General features: G+C 62.1%; 14 protein-coding genes. 6 read left to right on the forward strand and 8 right to left on the reverse strand.

The window, feature by feature from the left end:
- The first annotated feature begins 181 nt into the window (after positions 1-181).
- Genes OIU37_RS23980 through glgB form a run of 3 tightly spaced genes read left to right on the forward strand, consistent with a single transcriptional unit; the run spans position 182 to position 8,895 of the window.
- Positions 182-3,406 carry an alpha-1,4-glucan--maltose-1-phosphate maltosyltransferase gene (locus OIU37_RS23980; protein ID WP_264258834.1) on the forward strand — a complete coding sequence of 1,075 codons (3,225 nt, stop codon included), beginning with the start codon at positions 182-184 and terminating at the stop codon, positions 3,404-3,406.
- A complete protein-coding gene (gene treS, locus OIU37_RS23985; RefSeq protein ID WP_264258835.1) occupies positions 3,407-6,688 on the forward strand; it encodes a maltose alpha-D-glucosyltransferase in 3,282 nt (1,093 codons plus the stop codon).
- On the forward strand, positions 6,685-8,895 hold the full coding sequence (glgB, locus tag OIU37_RS23990; protein ID WP_264258836.1) for a 1,4-alpha-glucan branching protein GlgB: 2,211 nt from the start codon (positions 6,685-6,687) through the stop codon (positions 8,893-8,895). The genes treS and glgB overlap by 4 nt, the downstream gene beginning before the upstream one ends.
- Positions 8,896-8,928: 33 nt before the next feature.
- On the opposite strand, the gene OIU37_RS23995 is transcribed toward glgB, so the two are convergent.
- Complete coding sequence (locus OIU37_RS23995) at positions 8,929-10,557, reverse strand: thiamine pyrophosphate-dependent enzyme (RefSeq protein ID WP_264258837.1); 1,629 nt, start codon at positions 10,555-10,557, stop codon at positions 8,929-8,931.
- Positions 10,558-10,583: 26 nt separating this feature from the next.
- The gene (locus tag OIU37_RS24000) at positions 10,584-11,774 is read right to left on the reverse strand and encodes an amino acid aminotransferase (RefSeq protein ID WP_264258838.1); all 1,191 of its coding nucleotides are present in this window, start codon (positions 11,772-11,774) and stop codon (positions 10,584-10,586) included.
- A 154-nt stretch (positions 11,775-11,928) separates the two neighbouring features.
- On the opposite strand from OIU37_RS24000, the gene OIU37_RS24005 reads away from it, so the two are divergent.
- The gene (locus OIU37_RS24005) at positions 11,929-12,396 is read left to right on the forward strand and encodes an Lrp/AsnC family transcriptional regulator (protein ID WP_264258839.1); all 468 of its coding nucleotides are present in this window, start codon (positions 11,929-11,931) and stop codon (positions 12,394-12,396) included.
- Positions 12,397-12,405: 9 nt separating this feature from the next.
- Here OIU37_RS24005 and OIU37_RS24010 read toward each other — a convergent pair whose 3' ends face one another.
- The 6 genes from OIU37_RS24010 to OIU37_RS24035 all read right to left on the reverse strand — a co-directional run bounded on the left by OIU37_RS24010 (position 12,406) and on the right by OIU37_RS24035 (position 17,019).
- Positions 12,406-13,167: an ABC transporter ATP-binding protein gene (locus tag OIU37_RS24010; protein ID WP_182209850.1), complete on the reverse strand. Its 762-nt coding sequence runs from the start codon at positions 13,165-13,167 to the stop codon at positions 12,406-12,408.
- Positions 13,164-14,204, reverse strand: coding sequence for an iron ABC transporter permease (locus tag OIU37_RS24015; RefSeq protein WP_171603799.1), 1,041 nt, complete (start codon positions 14,202-14,204; stop codon positions 13,164-13,166). The genes OIU37_RS24010 and OIU37_RS24015 overlap by 4 nt, the downstream gene beginning before the upstream one ends.
- Positions 14,201-15,226 carry an ABC transporter substrate-binding protein gene (locus OIU37_RS24020; protein WP_171603800.1) on the reverse strand — a complete coding sequence of 342 codons (1,026 nt, stop codon included), beginning with the start codon at positions 15,224-15,226 and terminating at the stop codon, positions 14,201-14,203. The genes OIU37_RS24015 and OIU37_RS24020 overlap by 4 nt, the downstream gene beginning before the upstream one ends.
- Before the next feature lie 153 nt (positions 15,227-15,379).
- A complete protein-coding gene (locus OIU37_RS24025; RefSeq protein WP_168308294.1) occupies positions 15,380-16,243 on the reverse strand; it encodes an alpha/beta fold hydrolase in 864 nt (287 codons plus the stop codon).
- Between the two features lie 2 nt (positions 16,244-16,245).
- The gene (locus tag OIU37_RS24030) at positions 16,246-16,527 is read right to left on the reverse strand and encodes a hypothetical protein (RefSeq protein WP_171603801.1); all 282 of its coding nucleotides are present in this window, start codon (positions 16,525-16,527) and stop codon (positions 16,246-16,248) included.
- A gap of 27 nt (positions 16,528-16,554) precedes the next feature.
- Complete coding sequence (locus tag OIU37_RS24035; protein ID WP_171603936.1) at positions 16,555-17,019, reverse strand: hypothetical protein; 465 nt, start codon at positions 17,017-17,019, stop codon at positions 16,555-16,557.
- A gap of 210 nt (positions 17,020-17,229) precedes the next feature.
- Between OIU37_RS24035 and OIU37_RS24040 the strand changes: the two genes are divergently transcribed.
- Positions 17,230-23,529, forward strand: a complete 6,300-nt coding sequence (locus OIU37_RS24040; RefSeq protein WP_264258840.1) for a HAMP domain-containing protein — start codon at positions 17,230-17,232, stop codon at positions 23,527-23,529.
- Between the two features lie 10 nt (positions 23,530-23,539).
- On the forward strand, positions 23,540-25,216 hold the full coding sequence (locus OIU37_RS24045; RefSeq protein WP_180696038.1) for a response regulator: 1,677 nt from the start codon (positions 23,540-23,542) through the stop codon (positions 25,214-25,216).
- Positions 25,217-25,234: the final 18 nt, after the last annotated feature.

Consider the following 25,234-nt stretch of genomic DNA (forward strand, 5'->3'; position numbering starts at 1 on the left):
GACTACCCAAATACGGCACGAACCTTCAAGGCCTCGCCGCAGTGCGAGCGCCTCGGAACGCGCCCCATCGATCCCGCGCCAATGCGGTCGACGGTATCTGGCGCATCGCGAAATGCCAGTTTTGGTGGAACAACCGCCGCCAAGAAAAGTTTGCCTCTAAACCAACTCGAGGCGGCGGACGATGTTATTCTCTGCGAACCAGGGTGTGTTGAGCACCCCACCCCGGATCTATTATGTCAATCCACTCCTTCTTCAGGGTATCGATGCGTGGCGCGAGGTTTTCGACCATGCGGCGGATACCGGTTTCGACCGTGTGCTGACGGCACCTCTCTTCGACCGGGGCGGGGAGCGCAGCATCTTTGCATCCCAGGATCTGAATCGCCTTGATCCTCAACTGTCGCTCGGAAGCGCAATCGAGGATGGGGTGGGACGCCTGGCGGAGGCCGCCCGCAAGAGCGGCGTCACCTTGATGATGGACCTGATGCTCGACGGCAAGGCCCGGAATTCCGAGGCGGGCCTTCGCCCCGTCGATCCGAGACGCTCACCATTGGATCCGGCAGAGCCGATGATCGCGATGGAGGCGGAGTCTCGATCCCGGCTATTGGAAGAATGGACAGAACGGCTGCAAGAACTGGCCGGTCTCGGCCTCTCCGGCTACCGGATGCTCGGGATCGATCGCATTGCGCCGGCGGTTTTCAAATCGCTGATTGCGGCGGTGCGCGAGAAGGCGGACGCGCAATTCCTCGCCTGGACGCCCGGCACTGATTTTGGGGCGAGGGACGCGGTCAAGAATACAGGCTTCGATGGATGTTTTTCATCGATGGCGTGGTGGGATTTTGACGAGAGATGGTTCATCGAAGAACACCGCGTCCAGGCTCCGCTTGGCTGGCAGATCGCTTTTCCGGAGCCGCCATTCGCCCGGCGGAGCGCGCACGGAACCGAGAGCCGCGAACTCCTCGAACGGCGGGCCATCAGGGCGCTGCGCCTTGCCGCCTCGCTCGGCGGCGGCCTGATGGTTCCGATGGGCTTCGAATATGGCGCAACCACGCCGCTCGATCCGACCCATGGGAATGGAGCCGGCTTGCGGGGAATGCGCCATGATCTGGCTTTCGATATCTCCTCCGAAATTCGCCTTGCGAACACTGACATCGGCAAGAGCCCTCATGCCCGTGCAGCATCGCTGCGGCTCATCCGCAACGCCAACGGACCGGTCTCAGCGCTGCTGCAATCGGCAGCGGAAGACCTTCGGAGCACCGAAACTGTGCGGTTCATCCTGCTCAACAGGGACCTTCGGAAAAGTGCGCCCGCTCCGGTAACCGCACTGCGCGAAGCGGCTTCCGGTTTTCTGCCCGTCGCAGCCGACGGTACGGCTCTGCGGCTGCGGGCAGGGGAGACCCTGGTGGTCGAATGCAAGGCGCCGGCTCCGATCACATCGCGACCGATCCTCGATATCGAGCAGGCGGTCGCTTCGCCGCGCCTCGCGATCGAGAGCATCATGCCGCGGGTCGATGACGGGCGCTTTCCCGTCAAGCGGGTGGTCGGCGACATCCTCACCGTCGAGGCCGATATATTCGCCGACGGCCACGATCCGATCGCCGCGGTACTGCTTTGGCGGCCGCTCGATGCGGTGGACTGGAACGAGACGGAAATGCAATTGGTCGAAAACGACCGCTGGCGCGCCGAATTCCTGCTGGAACGCACCGGACGCTACGAATTCGCCGTCGAGGCATGGAAGAACCCGTTTGCGATCTTTCGCTACGAACTGACGAAGAAGAACGATGCCCGGCTGGACCTGAAGCTCGAGCTGCAAGAGGGATTAAACCTGGTTCGTTCGGCTGAGACGCATGCAGATGCCGCGCTCGGCGCCGACTTGAAGGCCCTCGTCAGCCGTCTCGAAAGTGCTTCCGATGCCGAGCGCACGGCAATTCTGCTCGATGCCGGAACATTGGAATTGATGAACAAGGCGGACAAGCGGCCGTTTCGGCTTCGCTCGACGGCAAGCGCCGTCGATGCCGAACGCAAGGAGGCTGCCTTTGCCAGCTGGTACCAGATCTTCCCGCGCTCGCAGAGCGGCGATCCGGACCGGCACGGCACTTTCGACGACGTCATTCCGCGACTGCCCGCCATCCGTGACATGGGCTTCGACGTGCTCTATTTCCCGCCGATTCATCCGATCGGCTCGACCAACCGGAAAGGCCGCAACAACAGCCTGAAAGCTGGGCCGGGCGACCCCGGAAGTCCCTATGCCATCGGCTCCGAGGACGGCGGCCATGACGCTATCCATCCCGAGCTCGGCGAGTTCGAGGATTTCCGCCGGCTGGTGGAGGCGGCAGGCCGGCATGGCCTGGAGATCGCTCTCGATCTCGCAATCCAGGCGTCGCCGGATCACCCCTGGCTGAAGGAGCATCCCGGCTGGTTCGACTGGCGTCCCGACGGCACGATCAAATATGCCGAAAACCCGCCGAAGAAATACGAGGACATCGTCAACGTCGATTTCTACACAAAAGATGCGCTTCCTTCGTTGTGGGTGGAGCTCAGGGATGTCGTCCAGCTTTGGGTGGACCAGGGCGTCAAGCTGTTTCGTGTCGACAATCCGCACACAAAACCCTTTCCGTTCTGGGAATGGCTGATCGGCGATATCAGGGCCCGCCATCCCGATGTCGTCTTCCTCTCGGAAGCCTTCACCAAGCCGAAGGTCATGTACCGGCTGGCAAAGATCGGCTTTTCCCAGTCCTACACCTACTTCACCTGGCGCAATGCCAAGTGGGAGCTCGAGCAATATATGCGGGAGCTGACGGAGACGGCGCCGAAGGAATTCTTCCGCCCGCATTTCTTCGTCAACACGCATGATATCAATCCGGATTTCCTGCAGAACGCGCCGCGCCCGGCCTTCCTGATCCGCGCAGCACTTGCCGCCACCCTTTCGGGATTGTGGGGTGTCTATAACGGTTTCGAACTTTGCGAGGGGCGTCCCGATGCCAAGCGCAAGGAATATGCCGACAGCGAGAAGTACGAAATCCGCGCCTGGGACTACGACCGGCCGGGCAATATCATCGCCGAAATCAGGACGCTCAATCGCATCCGGAACGAAAACACCGCGCTGCATACGCATCTCGGGCTGACGCTGCTCAATGCGCGAAATGACAATATCCTGTTTTTCGAGAAGGCAAGCCGTGCCCGCGACAACGTCCTGCTGATCGCCATCAGCCTCGACCCCCACAATTTCCAACAAAGCGACGTCGAGCTGCCGCTCTGGCACTGGTCGCTCGGGGACGGCGGCACGCTGGATGCCGAAGATCTGATCGGCGGGCATCGTTTCAAGTGGACCGGCAAATGGCAGAGCATCAGTCTCAATCCTGAGGTTCTGCCCTATGCGATCTGGCGTATTCGCTCAAGGGAGGCATGAATGGACACGATGAATGCAGATAGCGCGCAGCAGCCGCTCTGGTACAAGGATGCGATCATCTACCAGCTGCACATCAAGTCGTTCTACGATGCCAACGGCGACGGCGTCGGTGATTTCGCCGGCCTGCACCAGAAGCTCGATCACATCGCAGCCCTCGGCGTCAACGCCATCTGGCTCCTGCCTTTCTTTCCCTCTCCGCGCCGAGACGACGGTTACGACATCGCCGACTACGGCAGTGTCAGCCCCGATTACGGAACGGTGGAGGATTTCCGGGTTTTCGTCGATGCCGCCCATCAGCGCAATATCCGCGTGATCATCGAACTCGTCATCAACCACACCTCCGATCAGCATCCCTGGTTCCAGCGCGCCCGCCAGGCGCCGGCGGGGTCGCCGGAGCGCGACTTCTACGTCTGGTCGGATACCGATCAGAAATTTCCGGAAACGCGGATCATTTTCATCGATACGGAAAAGTCCAACTGGACATGGGACGCCGTCGCCGGTGCCTACTATTGGCACCGCTTCTATTCCCATCAGCCCGACCTCAATTTCGACAGTCCCCTTGTCATGGAGGAATTGCTGAGGGTGATGCGCTTCTGGCTGGAAACCGGCATCGACGGTTTTCGTCTCGATGCGATCCCCTACCTCGTCGAGCGCGAGGGGACGATCAACGAAAACCTGCCGGAAACCCACGCGATCCTCAAACGCATACGCGCCGCGCTCGATGCCACCCATCCCGGCGTGATGCTGCTTGCCGAGGCCAATCAGTGGCCGGAGGATACGCGCGAATATTTCGGAGAGGGTGACGAATGCCACATGGCCTTCCACTTCCCGCTGATGCCGCGCATGTATATGGCGATCGCCAAGGAGGATCGGTTTCCGATCACCGATATCCTGCGCCAGACGCCGGAGATTCCCGACAACTGCCAATGGGCGATCTTCCTTCGCAACCACGACGAGCTGACGCTCGAAATGGTGACCGATGCCGAGCGGGACTATCTCTGGGAGACCTATGCATCCGACAAACGTGCCCGCATCAATCTCGGCATAAGGCGGCGTCTGGCGCCATTGATGGAGCGCGACCGCCGGCGGATCGAGCTGATGAACGGGCTTCTTCTCTCGATGCCGGGAACGCCGGTGATCTATTACGGCGACGAGATCGGCATGGGCGACAATATCTATCTCGGCGATCGGGATGGTGTGAGGACGCCGATGCAATGGTCTCCGGACCGCAATGGCGGTTTCTCCAGGGCAGATCCGGCCCGTCTCGTCCTGCCGCCCGTCGCCGACCCGCTTTACGGTTTCGAGGCCGTCAACGTCGAGGCGCAGAGCACGGACGCGCATTCGCTGCTGAACTGGACGCGCAGAATGTTGGCGTTGCGCGGCAGGCATCCCGCCTTCGGGCGCGGCACGCTGCGGTTCCTTTCACCGGAAAATCGTAAGATCCTTGCCTATCTCAGGGAGTATGAAGGCGAGGTCTTGCTTTGTGTTGCTAGTCTCTCGCGGCTGCCTCAGGCCGTCGAACTCGACTTGTCGAGCTTCGAGGGGCGCGTTCCCATTGAACTGACCGGCATGTCGCCGTTTCCGCCGATCGGCCAGTTGACCTATCTGCTGACCTTGCCGCCCTACGGTTTCTTCTGGTTCCAGCTGACGGCCGATGCCGACCCGCCGGCGTGGCGCACCGCACCGCCGGAACAGCTTCCCGATCTGTTGACGATGGTCATCCGGCGTAGTCTGCTTGACCTCGTGGATGAACCGGGTCATGCACGCATCCTGAGCGGTGAAATCCTGCCCGCCTATCTCTCCAGGCGGCGATGGTTCGGGGCAAAGGACCAGGCGCTTCAGGCCGCCCGACTGATCTCCGTGACACCAATCCCATTCGCCGACGGCGTCGTCCTCGGCGAGTTGGAGGTCGTGCTGCCGAACCATAGCGAATCCTACCAACTGCCGCTCGCGGTCGCCTGGGACGATGCCCACCCTTCCGCGCTTGCCCAGCAGCTTGCGCTTGGGAGGATTCGCCAAGGTCGACGCGTCGGTTTCCTCACAGATGGATTCGCCGTGGAGGCAATGGCGCGCGGCATTCTGCACGGACTTCGCGACCGCTCGCGCACCACCGGCCGGACCGGCACGCTCGAATTCCTTGGGACGGAACAGCTCGACAATCTCGATATTTCAGGCGAGCTGCCGGTGCATTGGCTATCGGCTGAACAGTCCAACAGCTCGCTGCTCGTCGGCGACGTAGCGATGATCAAACTGATCAGGCACATCTTCCCGGGCATCCATCCGGAAGTCGAGATGACGCGCTATCTTACCCGCGCGGGCTATGACCACACGGCGCCCCTGCTCGGCGAGGTCGCACATACCGATTCCAGCGGACGCCGTTCCACCTTGATCATCGTCCAGGGCGCGATCCGCAATCAGGGCGACGCCTGGAACTGGATGCTGAACAATCTGCGCCGTGGGGCCGACGAACTGGTGCTGAACGATCCGGCGGTCCAACCAGACGACGACGTCTTTCGGTCGCTGATCAGTTTCGTCGCGATGGTGGGCCTCAGGCTCGGCGAATTGCATGTCGTGCTCGCTGCGAAGACCGGGGACGAGGCCTTCAGCCCGGTGGTTGCCGGCGACAGCGAGGTCGAGGCGATGAAGAAGGCCGTTGCCGGGGAGCTCGCATATGCCTTGTCGAAGCTCGACGAACGCGACGAGAATGCCGACCCCGCAATCGACCTGCTGGCAGCGCCGCTTCTCGAGCGGCGCTCCGAGCTCGCAGAGCTCGCTGGGACGCTGGCGGAGAGCTGCCGCCATACGCTGATGACACGCACGCATGGCGACTTCCATCTCGGCCAGATCCTCGTCAGCGAGGGTGATGCCGTCATCATCGACTTCGAGGGCGAGCCTGCTAAAAACCTGGCCGAGCGCCGCGCCAAGACGAATCCGCTGCGCGATGTCGCCGGGCTTTTGAGATCGCTGAGCTACCTCGTGGCCACCGCCCAGCTCGATAACGACGCGGTCATCGAACATGAGAACGAAGTCCGGCGCGAGGCGATCGCCCGCTTCGGGCGCCATGCCGAGGAGGCCTTTCTCGATGCCTATTCGCAGGCGGTTTCCGTATCGAAGGAGCTTGACATGTCACACGATCAAAGACGGCGCGTTCTCGATGCCTTTCTTCTCGAAAAGGCCGCTTACGAGATCGCCTATGAAGCTCGCAACCGGCCGAAATGGCTTCCGATCCCGCTATCCGGCCTTACCGAAATCGTATCGCGTCTGGCGGGGGTCACGGCATGAATGTTGAGCGCTCGGAACTTCTGGCGGGCATCGGACAGGATGCGCTATGGGCTTTGATTGAGGGGCGCCATGGCGATCCGTTTTCGATCCTCGGTCCCCACCAAAGCGGCGGCATGACGATCGTGCGGGTGTATCTGCCCGGCGCTGAAGCGGTCGATCTCATCGATGCGACGAGCGGCCGGGTGGTGGCGCCGTTCAGCATTGCCCACCCGTCCGGCCTCTTTGCCGCGGCGGCCGCCTCGAGGACGGGATACCGGCTGCGGATCACATGGCCGGATGCAGTTCAGATCACCGAGGACCCCTACAGTTTCGGTCTGCTGCTCGGAGAACTCGACCTTCATCTGATATCGGAGGGCACTCACTACGATCTGAGCCGGACGCTCGGCGCTATGGCGATGTCGATCGACGGAATATCGGGCGTTCGTTTCGCCGTGTGGGCTCCGAATGCGCGCCGCGTTTCGGTCGTCGGCGACTTCAACGCCTGGGACGGGCGGCGAAACCCGATGCGGTTGAGACAGTCGGCGGGCGTTTGGGAGCTGTTCATCCCCCGGCTGGCCCCCGGCGAAAGATACAAGTTCGAGATCGTCGATGCTGAGGGAACCTGCCTGCCGCAGAAGGCCGACCCGGTGGCGAGGGCGAGCGAGGCCGCTCCGTCCACCGCCTCCATCGTCGCATCGTCGACGCCGTTTCGATGGACCGATGACGGTTGGATGAAGGGCCGGTCCCGGCAAGACAGGCTGGAGGGTGCGTTCTCGGTCTATGAAGTGCACGCCGGCTCCTGGCTTCGCGATCTAAAGGACGGCAGCAGGTCGCTCGACTGGGTCGAACTCAGCCAGCGGCTGGTTCCCTATGTCAGCGACATGGGCTTTACTCATATCGAGCTGATGCCGATCATGGAGCATCCGTTCGGCGGGTCCTGGGGCTATCAGCCGCTCGGCCTGTTTGCTCCGACCGGCCGATATGGGACGCCTGAGGATTTCGCCTATTTCATCGACCGATGCCATGGCGCCGGGCTCGGCGTCATCCTCGACTGGGTGCCGGCCCATTTTCCCACAGACGTCTGGGGGCTTGCCCGCTTCGACGGCAGCGCGCTCTACGAGCACGAAGATCCGCGCGAAGGCTTTCACCGCGACTGGAACACGCTGATCTACAATCTCGGCCGCAACGAGGTGAAAGGGTTCCTGATCGCCAGCGCGCTGGAATGGCTGGAGCGCTACCATATCGACGGTTTGCGGGTCGATGCCGTTGCCTCGATGCTTTACCGCGACTACAGCCGCAACGAGGGCGAATGGATTCCCAATCAATATGGCGGTCGCGAGAATCTGGAAGCGGTCGAATTCTTCAAGCACCTGAACAGCATCATCCACGAGCGCTGCCCACACGCGATGACCATCGCTGAGGAATCGACGGCCTGGCCCGGCGTGACCAAGCCGCCGGAGCAAGGGGGGCTGGGGTTCGACATCAAATGGAACATGGGCTGGATGCATGACAGTCTGAGCTATATCGAGAAGGATCCGATTTACCGGAGCTACGCCCATGGCACGATGACCTTCGGAATGATCTATGCCTATTCCGAACACTTCATTCTGCCGATTTCGCATGACGAGGTCGTCTACGGGAAAGGCTCGCTGCTGACGAAGATGCCAGGCGACGAATGGCAGAAATTCGCCAATCTGCGCAGCTATCTGGCCTTCATGTGGGGCCATCCCGGCAAGAAGCTGTTGTTCATGGGGAGCGAAGTCGCCCAGCCTGGCGAGTGGAACCATGACGGTTCGGTGACCTGGGATGTGCTGGACCGGCCTCAGCATGTGGGGATTCAGCGGCTGGTGAAGGATCTGAACGGCCTCTACGCGGACGAGCCGGCATTGCAGTTCGGCGACTTTCATCCCGAGGGGTTCGAATGGGCGGCAGCCGACGACGCCGTCAATTCCGTCCTCGGTATGCTCCGCTATGGGCCCAATCGCGCTTCAGCGGTGCTGGTCATGTCGAACTTCACGCCGGTGCCGCGCTACGGCTACAGGATTGGTGTGCCCAGCGACGGTATCTGGATCGAGCGGATGACGACGGACGCGCGGGAATATGGTGGCTCGGGCCTGGTCAACGGCGCGGTGTCGACTGAACCCGTGCCCGCCCACGGCAGACCCGTCTCCCTGTCGCTGACACTGCCGCCCTTGTCGACGATCTTCCTGCAAGGGCCGTCGCCTTGACGAGGTCTGTTGCGGCTTCCCTGTCGTTTGGCATCATTCGGCGTGCGGAGCCGGATGAATGAAGGGCCAGGGGCTCGCCTCGGATCCCTTTTCGACGGGAACCTCGATGAGAGCGGGTTCGTCGAGAGAGAGGGCCTTCTCGATTGCGTCTTTCAATTCGCCGGGGTTCGTCACTCTGAACGCGCGAATGCCGAAGCTCTCGCCAAGGGCGACAAAGTCCGGATTGGTGAGGTCCGAGCCAAGGTAGCGACCCTTATACGCCTGTTTCTGGTCGCGCAGTACGTTGCCAAAGGCAGAATTGTTGAAGACGAGAGCGATGACATTGATCTTGTGCTGGACGGCAGTGGCAAGTTCCTGAACGCCGAACATGAAGCCGCCATCGCCGGAAACAGAAATAACGGCTTTGTCGGGATGGGCGACTTTGACGCCCAAAGCCGTGTTGAAGCCGAAACCCAGATTGTCCTGGTAACCGCATGTCACGTACTGGCGAGGGCCATAGACCGGGAATGCAAATCGGGCGGTAAAGCCCATCTGGCAGATTTCCTCGACGAAGAAGCTGTCCCTTGGGAGAGCTTCTCGGATGGCATCGAGATAGGCCAGCTGCGGCTGTACTGCCTGGAAACGAGACCTGGCCTCCTTGTTGAGTTCGGCAAATTCGAGCGTGCGATCCTCGCGGTTGGAAACTGCCAGGGCATCGAGCAGAGCCTGTGCGCCCGCCTTGGCATCCGAGACGATGCCGACATCGGGCTTGAGGCGGACCATTTCGGTCGGATCGATATCGATGCGGATGACCTTGAGACCTTTGGGCAGCCACTTCCATCGCATGAACTGCAATTCGAGCCGGCTGCCGATTCCGATCAGAACATCAGTATTCTTCCAGTATTCGTAGGCGGCGACGAAATTCAGGAAATTCGGATGGTCGTCGGCGACGATGCCCTTGCCGGAGCGATGGGCGGTGACGGGTGCCTGCAACAATTCTGCAAGTGCTGCGATCTCGGCGCCGGCATCTGCCGCACCGCCGCCGACCATGATCATCGGATTCGTCGCACCTGAAATCAATGCCGCTGCGGCGGCGATCGCATCCAGGTTCACGACCGAAGAAGGCGCTCTCGAACCGACGGGAAGGTCGATTTCGAGGCCGGATTGTCCAAAGACGTCCCATGGCGCTTCGACCGCTCCCGGACCCTGGCGGCCGGAGAGCATTTTACTGACGACCCCGGCCATGACAGGACCGGTTTCGGACTGGTGATTGATGCGTTCCGCCGTCTTTGTGATTCCGCGCATCGTGGCGAGTTGATCCGGCAATTCGTGCAACTGCCCTCTGCCTTGACCGATCAAATGGGACATGATGTTGCCGGTAATGCAAAGCACCGGCGCGTTGGCGCCATAAGCGGTGCAGAGAGCCGCACCGGAATTGAGGACGCCTGGGCCAGGCACGACGGTATAGGCGCCGATCCGGCCGGTGGACTTGGCATAGCCGTAGGCCATGTAGCCGGCGCCCTGCTCGTGCCGGGTGTGAATGAACCGAACCTTATCACCGGCGCCGTAAAGGGCATCGTTGAAATCATACATGTGGGCGCCGGGGATGCCGAAGACCGTGTCGATCCCATGGTCGACGAGGGAACGGGTCATCGCCTGACCGGTTGTTTCTTTCCTGCTCATCTGAAGACTCCAATGCGGGCGTTCGGCTAGGCGACCGTCGACGATTTCAGGCAGCCTTCGGCTCGAAGCGCCGCGACAATGGCGCCGGCGTCGGCCGGCTGCATGCCGGCAAGATTCATGCGCCCGGAATCCGCCATGTAGATGCCGTGGCTCGTTCTGAGCGCTACTGCCGTATCCTTCGACATGGAGAGATTGGAGAACAAACCGCGCTGCCGGCTTATGAAGGCCAGATCGGGGGAGGCGGCGGCGAGCGCTGCCCGATTACCGTTGACGCGCTGGCACATCTCTTCGAGTTCGGCGCGCCACATTGCCATCATCTCGGTGCTCTCGAGGATGGTCCTGACGATTGCGGCGCCATGGTCGGGCGGCATGGACCAGTTGACTCGAGCAAGGGACGCCATATTACTTTCGGCTTTCCTCAGGTCATCACCATTGCGGGCCATGACATAGAGGGCGCCGACACGCTCGCGATAGAGACCGAAATTCTTGTCGCAGGAATAGGCGATCAGCGCCTCATCGACTGCGTCGAGGACCATGCGTGTTGGCGCGGCATCCTGTTCGAGGCCGTCGCCAAGGCCCTGATAGGCGAGATCGATGAACGGCACCAGCCTATGCGCGACAAGGAGCTCGGTGATCCGCCGCCACTGTTCCATGGTGAAGTCGATACCGCTCGGATTATGGCAGCAACCGTGAAGGAGAACGACGTCGCCTTCCCGATTGGAAGACAAGGCGTCGATCACGCTTTCGAATGTCACCTGCTGCGACGCCAGGTCGACCAAAGCGTACTCCTTTACCGGCAAGCGCGCCGAGCTGAAGATCGGCGCATGATTTGGCCAGCTTGGCGTCCCGAGCAGAACCTTCGCCGATGGATTTGCCGCTTGGATGAGCTCGGCGCCGAGACGGAGGGCGCCGCTTCCGCCCGGTGTTTGAATGCCGACGAGGCGTTGCGTAAACGTCGGCGATTTTCCGAAGATGATGGGCTGCAAGAGGCTGACGAATTGCATATCGCCTTCTGGGCCGAGATATTTCTTGCTGTCCTGGGTCTCCAGGAGATACTGCTCCGCCGCTTTGACGGCTCGCATCACCGGCGTGCGTCCCATGGCGTCACGATAGACGCCGACACCAAGGTCGATCTTTCCGGGGCGATCGTCGGCCTCGAAGACCTTGATGAGTGCAAGCAGGCTGTCGGCTGGCCGGCTGTTCAGTTCGTCAAACACAAGTCCACCTCGTTTCCGTAATTCTGACTCGCAGACTAGCTGAACTTTCGTGACGAATTTCTGCGATTATCTCCTTGCCGCGGCGCCTTCATGCAGACAATCGGCGCGATATGACTATAATGTGCAGAAATTCACCGTATGAGGAGGGGTGGCCATGCTTGACCCGTTCGATATCAAATTGCTTGCCGCTCTCCAGCAAAACAGCGAGGTGACGCAGAGCGAGCTGTCTCAGAAGGTCAATCTCTCCGCGACCCAATGCGCGCGCCGTTTGGAAAGACTTCGCAACGAGCAATATATCCAGAGCGTCGTCGCCATCCTTAATCCGGTGAAACTGGGTTTTACCGTCGTTGCCCATACGCTCGTCAGCTTGAGAGCACATACGGAAGGCGGCAACGAGCGGCTTCATCGCTTCATCGAGACCGCGCCGGAGATCCTGGAATGTTATTCGCAGACCGGCGATGCCGACTTTCTGATGAAGGTCATGACGCGCGACCTCGAACATCTCAGCCAGTTTCTCGAACGAATGATCCGGGTCACCGACAATCTGGCGTCGGTCAAGTCAAGCATCGTCCTCAAGACACTGAAAAAGACGAGCGCTTTGCCGCTGCAGATCGTGACGTGAGAGCCGCTCTCATCTGAGATAATGGATATGCGGGCGCGAATGATAGGGAGAGGTTTCGATACGAGCCTCGACGGAAAAGACATTCCTGAGAAGATCCTCGCTCAACACGTCCTGCGGTGCGCCGGAGGCGACGATCCTGCCCTGCTGCATGATGATCAGCTGGTCGCAGAACATGGCGGCATGGTTGAGATCGTGCAAAGCGACGATGCTGGTGATCGGCAGGCCGGAGACGAGCCGCATCAGGCCGATCTGGTGCTGGATGTCGAGATGGTTCGTCGGCTCGTCGAGAATCAGCTCCTGCGGCGACTGGGCGAGCGCCCTGGCGATATGAGTGCGCTGCTTTTCGCCGCCCGACAGGCTCTGCCAGCGATCGTCGCGCTTCTCCGCCATGCCGGCGCGCGCCAACGCCTCTTCGACCGCCTCTTCGTCGGCCTTCGTCCAGCCTGAAAACATCGACCGGTGCGGGAACCGGCCGAGCTTGACGACGTCGATGACCCGCAGATTGGCATTTGTCGTGGCGTGCTGCTCGACGAAGGCGATCCTTCGGGCGATCGAGCGGCGGCTGATCGTGCCGATGTCGCTGCGGTCGAGCGTGACGCGGCCGGAATGCGGCCGCTTCAGGCCAGCCAGAAGCCGCAGGAGTGAGGTCTTGCCCGAGCCGTTCGGCCCGAGCAGGCCGAGCATCCTGCCTGGCGGCGCTTCCAGGGAAACGCCATCGAGAATGGTCTTCCTGCCAATTTTCCAGATGAGGTTGTCGGCCTTGATGCTCATGATGCGCGCTGGAACCGGTAAAGGATGATCGAGAAGAAGGGGACGCCGACCAGGGCCGTGACGACGCCGATCGGCAGGATCTGGTTCGGAATGAGGGCGCGCGCCGCGATGTCGGCGAGCACCATAAAGATCGCCCCGGCAATGGCGCAGGCCGGCAGCAGGCGGACATGCAGCGGCCCGACGACAAAGCGGGCGACATGCGGCACGACGAGGCCGACGAAACCGATCGACCCCACCATGCTGACGATCGTCGCCGTCATCATCGCCGTCAGCGCGAAGAGCACCATCCGCGCGCGACCCACATTGACGCCGAGCGAGGATGCCGCTTCGTCGCCGAAGGCGAAGGCGTCGAGCACGCGGGCGTAAAACAGGCAGCCGACGAGGCCGAGGCCGACAATGATCGAGACCAGTGCGAATTCCGGCCAGCGCACGCCGCCAAAGCTGCCGAGCAGCCAGAACATGACGTCGCGGGCCTGCTGCGCATTGGCCGAGGTGGTGACGATATAGGAGGTCGAGGCGTTGAAGAGCTGCGATGCGGCGACACCGGCAAGGATGGTGCGGTCCGCCCCGCCGCGCGTGCCATTCGACAACAGCGCGACGAAGAAGAAGGCTGCGAAGGCGCCGGCAAACGCGCCGGCGGAAAGCGAAACCGCACCGGCGCCCATTCCCAGGATGACGATTGCGACGGCGCCGGTCGAAGCGCCGGCGGAGATGCCGAGAACATAGGGCTCGGCAAGTGGATTGCGCAGCAGCGACTGCATGATCGCGCCCGACAGCGCAAGGCCCGCGCCGCAGAAGGCGGCGACGAGCGCCCGGCTGAGACGATAATCCCAGATGACGGTCTCATGGATGCGGTTCAGTTCGACCGCTGTCCATCCCAGCCGGTTGGTGACGGCCGAAAACGTGGTCGCCAGCGGGATCGGCAGGTCGCCGATCCCGACGCTGACGCCAATGGCGACAGCGATGAGGCCGAAAGAGGCGAGGAGCAGAGCAAGGACGGCTCCCAGCTGCCGGAAGATACGGCCCGCTTCCGTCACTTCAACAGACCGAGAGCCTTCAGCTGGCCGGCCACCTGTTCAGCGCCGTAGACCGTGCGGACGGTCGGGTTCATGGCCTGGCCATCCATGATCACGATCGCCTTGTTCTTGACGGCGGGGATCTGGCTGACGGCCGGATCGGTGTTCAGGAAATTGATCTTGGCCTCCGGCTTATCGAGCTCCCAACGGTTGCGGTCGAGACTGGCGACGACGATGACATCGGGATTGGAGGCGATGATGCCTTCCCAGCCGAGCGTCGGCCATTCCGCTTCCGCTGATATCGCGTTGTGTCCGCCGAGCAGGTCGGCGATAAAGCCGGACGCGCTGTTCTTGCCGCCGAGATAGGCATCGGCCGACGGGCTGGGGCTGGAGAACCAGAAGACGTAGGAAAGGTTCTTGCCGTCCTTCGAAACGCTGGAGCGAAGCTTGGCTTCGCGCGCCTTGAAGTCGGCGATCAGCGCCTGGCCGCGATCGGCGACGTCGAAGATCTGCGACAGTTCGTCGATCTCCTTGTAGAGAATATCCATGTTCCACAGCTCGGCACGGCTGCCGTACTGGTCCTTGACGTCCTTGGTGCTGAGGCAGGTGCTGGGCGAGAGATAGGTGGCGACGCCGACCTTGTCGAAATCTTCGCGCTTGGCGACCTTGCTATTCGGCCCGATCAGGCTCGGCAGAGCCGCCGCCACGAAATCGGGATTTTCGGCGAGGATCGCTTCGAAGGTCGGCATCTCGACGGTCAGAAGCTTGACCTTGGCATTGGCTTCTGCGAGCTGCGGCAGGACGTTGCTCGGCCAGAAGGCGGTGCCGGCCATCTTGTCCTCGAGGCCAAGCAGCAGCAGGATTTCCGCGCTGTTCTGGCCGAGGCCGACCGCCCGCTCGGGCGCCTTCTGGAAAGTCACCTGCGCGCCGCAGTTTTCCAGTGTCAGCGGGTAGGTCGTCGAACCGGCTAAAGACGGACTTGCGGCAAGGCCGATCATGGCGGAGAGGCCGCAGGCGGCCAGAATTGATTTGAGGCTGGTCACGTAGAGATCCCGGTGCATGAGTGTGTACGGCCGGGGTATAGCCACAGGAGCCGCCGAGAAACAAGACCAAATGGATCAACTTATAGCAAAACCGGCAGCGCTGAACATTCTGCCCGGATGGCGCACTACCGAAGCGTGTCTCGATTTCAAGTTCTATCGGTGTTCGAGAAACTCCCGGATCGTCTGCGAGAGCGCTTCGGGATTCTCTTCGGCCACGTGATGGCCGCTGTCTATGCCGCAGCCGTGCACGTCATCCGCCCAGTTCCGCCAGATGGCGACGGGATCGCCATAGATCTGCTCCATGTCGTCGCGTAGCGACCAGAGACAGAGCATGGGGCAGGTCACTTTCCGGCCGGCGTCGCGGTCCTCGCGGTCGTGGAGATGGTCGATGCGGAGGCCGGCGCGGTAGTCCTCGATCATCCCATGGATCGCGGCTGGATCGCGGACGACGTCGACGAGGTCGTCATAGGCTTGCCTTCCCATCAGCGCTGGCGAGAGTTTGTCATACCATGCGAGGGGATCGGCCAAGATCGCCCGTTCCGGCTTTTCCGGTTGAGCGAAGAAGAACCAGTGGTACCAGTCTCTCGCAAATTTCCAGTCGGCGCGTTCGAGATGCTCGATCACGGGGATGCCGTCGGCGATGATGAGTCTCTGCACACGGTCGGGATGATCCATCGCCATGCGGAAGGCAGTCAAGCTTCCGCGGTCGTGACCGACAACCGCGAAGTTCTCGTGCCCCAGTCTCAGCATCAGTTCAACCAGGGCTTCCGCCTTTGCGCGCTTCGAAGAGTTGCGGCTGTCGGGAGCATCGAGCGGCTGGTAGGAGCGGCCGAAACCGGGAAGGTCGGGGCAGACGACCGTGAAATGGGGCGACAGCAGATCGGCCACCTTGCCCCAGGTCATATGTGTCCTGGGATGGCCGTGGAGAAGCAGAACGGCCGGTCCCGTTCCGCCGTGACGGACGCGAAGCGACCCCGGCCCGGCGTCGACGGTATCGAGAGAAAAGCCTTCGAACATGCTCAGCTGAGCTTCCCCACACGCTTGGCATAGTCTGAAAACGTGGCCCCTTCACCCTTCCGACCGGCTTCGCCGGCAAGCTGCAGCACGCGGATCGGAAACAGGATCGCCGCCCGGTTGGCGCCTGACAGCTCGTGGTCGTCATCCTCCTCGATCGCCTTTTGAGCCTTCCAGAGCGCAGCGTCGATCTCCTCGCGCGTGAGCAGTTGCTTATCGACGATCGCATCACATATCGAGGCCATCGCCATAATCAGGCCCTTGAGCTGCAGATTGGCGGTATTCATGAGAACTCCCAGGTGAAGTAAGGATTTCTAGTCCGGTTCGACCGGCCGGATCGTGTCGACCGAGACCGTACCGTCGAGGATGCCGCGCTTTATATCACGTCTGTTCCGATCGATTTCGATCACGGTGTAAAGCTTGTCGTCGCGGAAGGCGCTGGCATTGACTGTCGTCACGTCCTCGGCGGGCGCTGCGTCGACTTCCATGAAGTCAAGTTCGCGCGCCGCGGCGACGATCCTGGCATCGCCTGGCGTTCTCGCGGCGACGACGACGGTACCGTGTCCGGGAGAATTGTCCCATCTCGGATCGTCGGGTGCGGCGATCGGCTCCAACCGGTAGATGTTGAGCATCTCGCCACCGGCGTCGGGCGACGCTTGCGCAGCCGCATCCTCAATTTGCGCCTGGCTCTCGACCGACTTTCCGAAGGTGGTCGGGCTGGTCGCGTTGTTGATCTCTTCCTTGCCTGTCCTTGAGACGTTCGACATGTCGCTCTCCATTGTCAAGACGGAAACGACAGCCGGCGGCAAAGTGTTCCCGCGCAAGAAAAACCGTAAATTCCACAGAGATGGTTTCCGGCGAGCATTTCCGATATCTGCAACTATCAGGCTCATTTTGGGCGGTGAATCATGTTAGAATGCACGCGGGACGGCCCATACCATTTTCTGAGTTGAGCGCTAAATTACCGATCGTCGAAGAGGGGGATTTTCGTGAGCAACCAAACCAGCGAATTCGCGCGCGACAGCGTTGCGGTAGACAGCCTCAATGGGCACGACCCAAAAACGATGGCGTTCGACGACGCCAGCGCGTTTCTGGAAGTCCTTGTCGCGGTCAGGCGCGGCGACTTTTCCGTACGGATGCGGTCCGACCTGACGGGTCTCACCGGCAAGGTCGCCGATGCCCTCAACGACATCATCGCCGCCAATCAGCGCATGGCCCAGCAGCTCGAGCATGTCGGGCAGGTGGTCGGCCGGGACGGGCGCACGAGCACACGCGTACGCTTCGGCCTGTCGGACGGCTCCTGGTCCGAAATGGAGGGATCGATCAACGGTCTGATCGACGATCTCCTGTGGCCGACGACCGCCGTTACCCGGACGATCACCGCCGTTGCCAAGGGAGATCTCTTGCAGACCGTGCCGCTCGACGTCGACGGGCGGGCGCTCAAAGGGGAATTCCTGCGTTCGGCCGATATCGTCAACACGATGATCAAGCAGCTGAGCGTCTTCACTTCGGAAGTGACGCGCGTCGCGCGCGAGGTCGGCACCGACGGAAAACTCGGCGGCCAGGCACAGGTGCCGGAGGTGACGGGCGTTTGGAAGGACCTCACCGAAAGCGTGAACTCGATGGCGTCGAACCTGACGGCGCAGGTGCGCAATATCGCGGAAGTGACGATCGCCGTTGCGAATGGCGATCTTTCCAAGAAGATCACCGTCGACGTGCGCGGCGAGATCCTGCAGCTGAAGGAGGCGATCAACACCATGGTCGACCAGCTCAGGTCCTTCGCCTCGGAGGTGACGCGCGTCGCCCGCGAAGTCGGCACCGAAGGCAAGCTCGGCGGACAGGCGCTGGTGCCGGGCGTGGCCGGCACCTGGAAGGACCTGACCGATTCCGTCAACGCCATGTGCGGCAACCTGACCGCCCAGGTCCGCAACATCGCCCAGGTGACGACGGCTGTGGCGCGCGGCGACCTGTCGCGCAAGATCACCGTCGACGTCTCCGGCGAAATCCTGGAGCTCAAGGAAACCATCAACACGATGGTCGACCAGCTGAACGGCTTTGCCGGCGAGGTGACGCGCGTGGCGCGTGAAGTCGGCACTGAAGGTCGGCTCGGCGGACAGGCGCAGGTGCCCGGCGTCGCCGGTACCTGGAAGGACCTCACCGACAACGTCAATTCCATGGCCTCGAACCTCACCGCGCAGGTGCGCAACATCGCCGAGGTCTCGACGGCGATCGCCAATGGCGACCTGTCGAAGAAGATCACGGTCACGGTGTCGGGGGAAATCCTCGAGCTGAAGGAGACCATCAACACGATGGTCGATCAGTTGAACGCCTTTGCGTCGGAAGTCACCCGCGTCGCTCGCGAAGTGGGCACGGAGGGCCGGCTCGGCGGTCAGGCCAATGTGCGCGGCGTCGCCGGCACCTGGAAGGATCTGACCGAGAACGTCAACTCGATGGGCGGCAACCTGACGGCGCAGGTGCGCAATATCGCCGAGGTCTCGACTGCGATTGCCAATGGCGACCTGTCGAAGAAGATCACCGTCGACGTGAAGGGCGAGATCCTCGAATTGAAGGAAACCATCAATACGATGGTGGACCAGCTGAATGCCTTCGCTTCGGAAGTGACCCGCGTCGCCCGCGAAGTGGGCACGGAGGGCCGGCTCGGCGGCCAGGCCAATGTGCGCGGCGTCGCCGGCACCTGGAAGGACCTGACCGACAGCGTCAATTCCATGGCCTCCAACCTGACGGGCCAAGTGCGCAACATCGCCGAAGTCGCGACCGCCGTCGCCCAGGGCGACCTCTCCAAGAAGATCACCGTCACCGTGTCGGGGGAAATCCTCGAACTGAAGGAGACCATCAACACGATGGTCGATCAGCTCAACGGCTTTGCCGGCGAGGTGACGCGCGTGGCGCGCGAGGTAGGCACGGAAGGGCGACTCGGCGGCCAGGCGAACGTGCTCGGCGTCGCCGGCACGTGGAAGGACCTGACCGACAGCGTCAATTCCATGGCCGGCAATCTGACGGCGCAGGTGCGCAACATCGCCGAAGTCTCGACCGCAATCGCCAATGGCGATCTGTCGAAGAAGATCACGGTATCGGTCTCGGGCGAAATCCTTGAGCTCAAGGAAACGCTGAACACCATGGTCGACCAGCTGAACCGCTTCGCCTCTGAGGTGACGCGCGTCGCGCGCGAGGTCGGAACGGAAGGCAAGCTCGGCGGCCAGGCGCAGGTGCCGGGTGTCGCCGGCACCTGGAAGGACCTCACCGAAAACGTCAACTCCATGGCCTCCAACCTCACCGGCCAGGTGCGCAACATCGCCGAAGTCACGACGGCGGTGGCGCGCGGCGACCTGTCGCGCAAGATCACCGTCGACGTGAAGGGCGAAATTCTCGAACTGAAGAACACCATCAACACGATGGTCGATCAGTTGAACGCCTTTGCCGGCGAGGTGACGCGTGTGGCCCGTGAAGTCGGCACCGAAGGCAAGCTCGGCGGCCAGGCGCAGGTCTCCGGCGTCGCCGGCACCTGGAAGGATCTGACCGACAGCGTCAATTCCATGGCCGGCAACCTGACGGCGCAGGTGCGCAACATCGCCGAAGTGGCGACCGCAATCGCCAATGGCGACCTGTCGCGCAAGATCACCGTCGACGTGCGCGGCGAAATCCTGCTCTTGAAGGATACTTTGAATACCATGGTCGATCAGCTTCGCTCCTTTGCCGGCGAGGTGACGCGTGTCGCCCGCGAGGTCGGCACCGATGGCAGGCTCGGCGGCCAGGCGGTCGTTCCCGGCGTCGCCGGCACGTGGAAGGACCTGACCGACAACGTCAACCTGCTTGCCGCCAATCTGACGACCCAGGTTCGAAACATTGCCGAAGTCACCACGGCCGTGGCGCGCGGCGACCTGTCGCGCAAGATCACCGTCGATGTGAAGGGCGAAATTCTCGAACTGAAGAACACCATCAACACGATGGTCGATCAGCTGAACGCCTTTGCCGGCGAGGTGACGCGCGTTGCCCGCGAAGTTGGTACCGAAGGCAAGCTCGGCGGGCAGGCGCAAGTGCCGGGTGTCGCCGGCACCTGGAAGGACCTGACCGACACCGTCAACGTCATGGCCGCCAACCTGACCGAGCAGGTCCGCGGCATCGTCAAGGTGGTGACGGCGGTGGCGAACGGCGACCTCAAGCAGAATCTCACCGTCGCATCCAAGGGCGAGGTGGCCGCCCTTGCCGAAACCATCAACAACATGACCAATACGCTCGCGACCTTTGCCGATCAGGTGACCACGGTGGCACGTGAGGTGGGCGTGGAAGGCCGCCTCGGCGGTCAGGCGAACGTGCCCGGTACCGCGGGAACCTGGAAGGATTTGACCGGCAACGTCAACCTGCTTGCCGCCAATCTGACGACGCAGGTGCGCGCTATTGCCGAAGTGGCGACGGCCGTCACCAAGGGCGACCTGACGCGCTCGATCAAGGTCGACGCGCGCGGCGAAGTGGCCGAGCTCAAGGACAACATCAACACGATGATCGACAATTTGCGCCTGACCACCGAGCGCAACACCGAGCAGGACTGGCTGAAGACCAATCTGGCGCGCTTCACCAATATGCTGCAGGGACAGCGCGATCTGACGCTGGTTGGCAAGATGCTGCTGTCGGAGCTCGCACCTCTGGTCGGCGCCCATCAGGGGGTCATCTACCAGGTGGATGCCGACGAGCGGAAGCCGGTCTTGTCGCTGCTCTCCGTCTATGCGCAAGGGGGCGAGGCGGCGCATCCGGCGCGGCTCGAATTCGGCCAGGGACTTGTCGGTCAATGCGCCAGCGATGCCCGTCGGATCCTGGTCACCGACCTTCCCGACAACGTCGTTCCGATAAGCTCCGGCGTGTTCACGACCCTGCCGAGAAGCGCCATCGTGCTGCCGGTGCATTTCGAGGGGCAGGTGAAGGCGGTGATCGAGCTTGCCTCCGCCGGCGAATTCACCGAGTTGCAACTGTCCTTCCTCGACCAACTGACGACATCGATCGGCATCGTCCTCAACTCGATCGAAGCGACGATGCAGACCGAAGGCCTGCTCAAGCAGTCCCAGCAGCTCGCCGCCGAGCTTCAGACGCAGCAGCGCGAACTGCAGCAGACCAACGAGCAGCTCGGGCAGAAGGCGCAGCAGCTCGAAGAACGCAACGTCGAAGTCGAGGCGAAGAACCAGGAGATCGAGCAGGCCCGGCGCGCGCTGGAGGAAAAGGCCACAGAGCTCGCGCTGACATCGAAGTACAAATCCGAATTCCTCGCCAACATGTCGCATGAGCTGCGCACGCCTTTGAACTCGATCCTCATCCTCGGCCAGCAGCTGGGAGAAAACCCTGACGGCAACCTGTCTGGAAAACAGGTCGAGTTCGCCAAGACGATCCACGGCGCGGGCACCGATCTGCTGAACCTCATCAGCGACATCCTCGACCTGTCGAAGATCGAGTCCGGAACGGTCTCGGTCGATGCCGAGGAGATCTTCGTCAGCAACCTGCTCGAGATGATGGCGCGGCCATTCCGGCATGAGGCCGAAAACCGGAGCCTGTCGTTCTCGGTCGATGTCGGCGCCGATGTCGCAAAGAGCCTCATCACGGATTCGAAGCGACTGCAGCAGATCCTCAAGAACCTGCTGTCGAATGCCTTCAAGTTCACCGCGCAGGGCGGCGTGACGCTTCGCGTTGCCTCGGCGACGAGCGGCTGGTCGTCCGATCATCCCTCGCTCAGGCACGCACCTTCGGTGATCGCCTTCGAAGTCGTCGACACCGGCATCGGCATCCCACCTGAAAAACAGCGCATCATTTTCGAGGCGTTCCAGCAGGCGGATGCCTCGACAAGCCGCAAATATGGCGGTACCGGCCTTGGTCTGGCGATCAGCCGCGAACTGGCAAACCTCTTGGGCGGTGAGATCCAGCTGCGCAGCACGCCGGGGGTCGGCAGTACCTTCGTCCTCTACCTGCCGCTCACCTATGTCGGTGCCAGCGCGGTTGCGCCGAAGTCGGTACCGCCGGCAAATGTCGTGGAATTCGCCGAGGCGGCAGCAAACCGCCGTGCCGAGAAGACCGTCGAACATGTCGAAGACGATCGCCACCAGATAGTGGCCGGCGACTCGGTGTTGCTCGTCGTCGAGGACGATGCGCATTACGCCCGCGTCCTGGTGGATCTCGCCCGCGACAACGGATTCAAGGTTCTGGTGGCTATGCGCGGCAGCGACGCGCTCGCACTCGCGCAGGACTACAGGCCGGCGGCGATCTCGCTCGACATCTTCCTGCCTGACATGCTCGGCTGGACGGTGCTCAGCCAGCTCAAGCAGAATCCGCAGACGCGGCATATTCCGGTCCAGATCATCAGCCTCGACGAGGATCGCCAGCATGGGCTGACCCGCGGCGCCTTCGCGTTCATGAGCAAGCCGACGACGCCGGAAGGGCTCGGCAAGGCGCTGTCGCGATTGAAGGCCTATGCTGAGCCGCGTCGCAAGCATCTGCTGCTCGTCGAAGACAATGAGGCCGAACGTCTGAGCGTCACTGCTCTTCTCGGGCACGACGATATCGACATCACCAGTGTCGGCTCCGGATCGGAGGCTCTTGCCGCTCTTCGGCAGAATGCCGCCGACTGCGTGGTGCTCGACCTTTCGCTTCCCGACATGTCCGGCTTCGACGTGCTGGAGCAAATCCGCGACGATGCCGAAATCGGCGAGGTGCCGGTGGTCGTGTTTACCGGTCGGGAGCTTTCCGCTGAGGAAGATGCGACGCTGCACAGCATGGCCCGCAGCGTCGTGGTCAAGGGGGTCGAATCGCCTGAGCGTCTGCTGGATGAGACGGCCCTGTTCCTGCATCGGGTCGTCGCCGACCTTCCGGCCGCAAAACAGGCGACGCTGCGGGAGTTGCACAGCTCCGACGAGGATCTGGTCGGTGAGACTGTGCTGCTCGTCGACGACGACGCCCGTAACATCTTCGCGCTGAGCAGCGTCCTCGAACGCCGGGGAATGAAGGTCCTGACCGCGACGACAGGCAGCGAAGCTATCGACGTCATCAACAACGAACCCTCGGTCGCGATCGTCCTGATGGACATCATGATGCCTGGAATGGACGGCTACGAGACGATGCAGGTCATCCGTTCGGAGCCCCGGTTCCGGCGGCTGCCGATCCTGGCGCTGACGGCCAAGGCGATGAAGGGCGACCGCGAGAAATGCCTGGAAGCGGGCGCGTCCGATTATCTGGCGAAGCCGGTCAATACCGAACAGCTTCTATCGGCTCTTCGCATGTGGCTGCATCGCTGAGGACATGGCCATGAACCCTGTCAACATCCTCCTCGTCGACGACCAGCCGGCAAAGCTCCTGAGTTACGAGGTCATTCTCGAAGAGCTCGAGGAAAACCTCATCAAGGCGCAATCCGCTCGTGAAGCCTTCGAGCATCTGTTGCGCACCGAAATCGCGGTCATTCTCGTCGATGTCTGCATGCCCGAACAGGATGGGTTCGAGCTCGTCAGCATGATCCGGCAGCATCCGCGCTATCAGAATACGCCGATCATCTTCGTTTCCGCCGTCATGCTGGCGGAACCGGACCGGCTGCGCGGCTATGCGGTGGGAGCGGTCGACTACGTCTCTGTCCCGATCGTCCCCGAGGTGCTGAGAGCCAAGGTGCGGGTCTTTGCCGATCTCTACAGGAAGACGAGGGAACTCGAACGCCTGAACGTCGAGCTGGAGGCGCGCGTTCACCAGCGCACCGCCGAGCTCGAGGCGTCGGCAGCGCAGTTGCGTGAGCTCAACGAGGAACTCGAGCACCGGATCGATCAACGGACGCGCGAGCGCGAAGAGGCGCTCGCACAGCTGTTCGAGGCGCAGAAGCTCGACACGATCGGCCACCTGACCGGTGGCGTGGCCCACGACTTTAATAACCTTCTCATGGCGGTTCTCGGCAGCCTGAACCTTCTGAAGAAACGGCTTCCGGCCGATGAACGCAGTGAACGCCTGGTGACGAACGCGATCCAGGCGGCCGAGCGCGGTACCGCGCTGACCCAGCGCCTGCTTGCCTTCGCACGCCGCCAGGAGCTCAAGCCGCAGGCGGTCGACTTCTTCAGGCTGTTCGAAAACGTCGAGGATCTTCTCGCCAAGGCGGTGGGGCCGCGCATCGAAATCCGCAAAAGCATCCCGGCGGATCTGGCGCCCCTTCTGGTCGACAGCAACCAGCTGGAACTGGCGCTGCTTAACCTGTTCGTCAATGCCCGGGATGCGCTCGAAAGCGGCGGAGCCGTGACGGTGGCCGCGGCGGCAGCCGAAGACGCCAGGCCGACCGGCCTCGCGGGCGGAAATTACATCAGGATATCGGTGTCGGACGATGGCGAGGGGATGGACGAGGCAACGGTCTCGCGTGCCGCCGAACCGTTTTTCACCACCAAGGGGGTTGGCAAGGGTACCGGTCTCGGGCTGTCCATGGTTCATGGCCTGGCGGCGCAATCCGGCGGCTCTATCCAGATATCGAGCGTCAGGGGCAAGGGCACGACCGTTTCCCTGTGGCTGCCCGTTGCCGAGACATTCGTCAAGGTGCAGCCTCCCGTCGAGCCTCCGGCGACGGAGCCTTTGAAACCGGCGTCGCGGCCGCTTGCCATTCTGGTCGTCGATGACGACGCCCTTGTCAGGACGGGAACCGTGGCGATGCTGGAGGATCTCGGGCACCTGCCGCAGGAAGCGTCTTCCGCTTCCCAGGCTTTGGAATTCTTTGCCGATGGGCAGGGTTGCGATCTCGTCATCACCGATCATGCCATGCCGGGCATGACGGGCGCCGAGCTTGCGCGTCACCTTCGCTCTTCCTTTCCAGGCCTGCCCATCATCCTTGCCTCGGGCTACGCCGAGTTCTCAGAAGACCATGGCGTCGGCCGGATGCTGCGGATGAAGAAGCCATTCACGCAGGAACAGCTTCAGGCGGCCATGGATCAGGCGATCTCGGGCAAAGTCGTGGCGGCCTGACGGTCGAAGTGGGGATGT

The organism is Rhizobium sp. BT-226 (assembly GCF_025847085.2).
Taxonomy (GTDB): domain Bacteria; phylum Pseudomonadota; class Alphaproteobacteria; order Rhizobiales; family Rhizobiaceae; genus Rhizobium; species Rhizobium sophorae.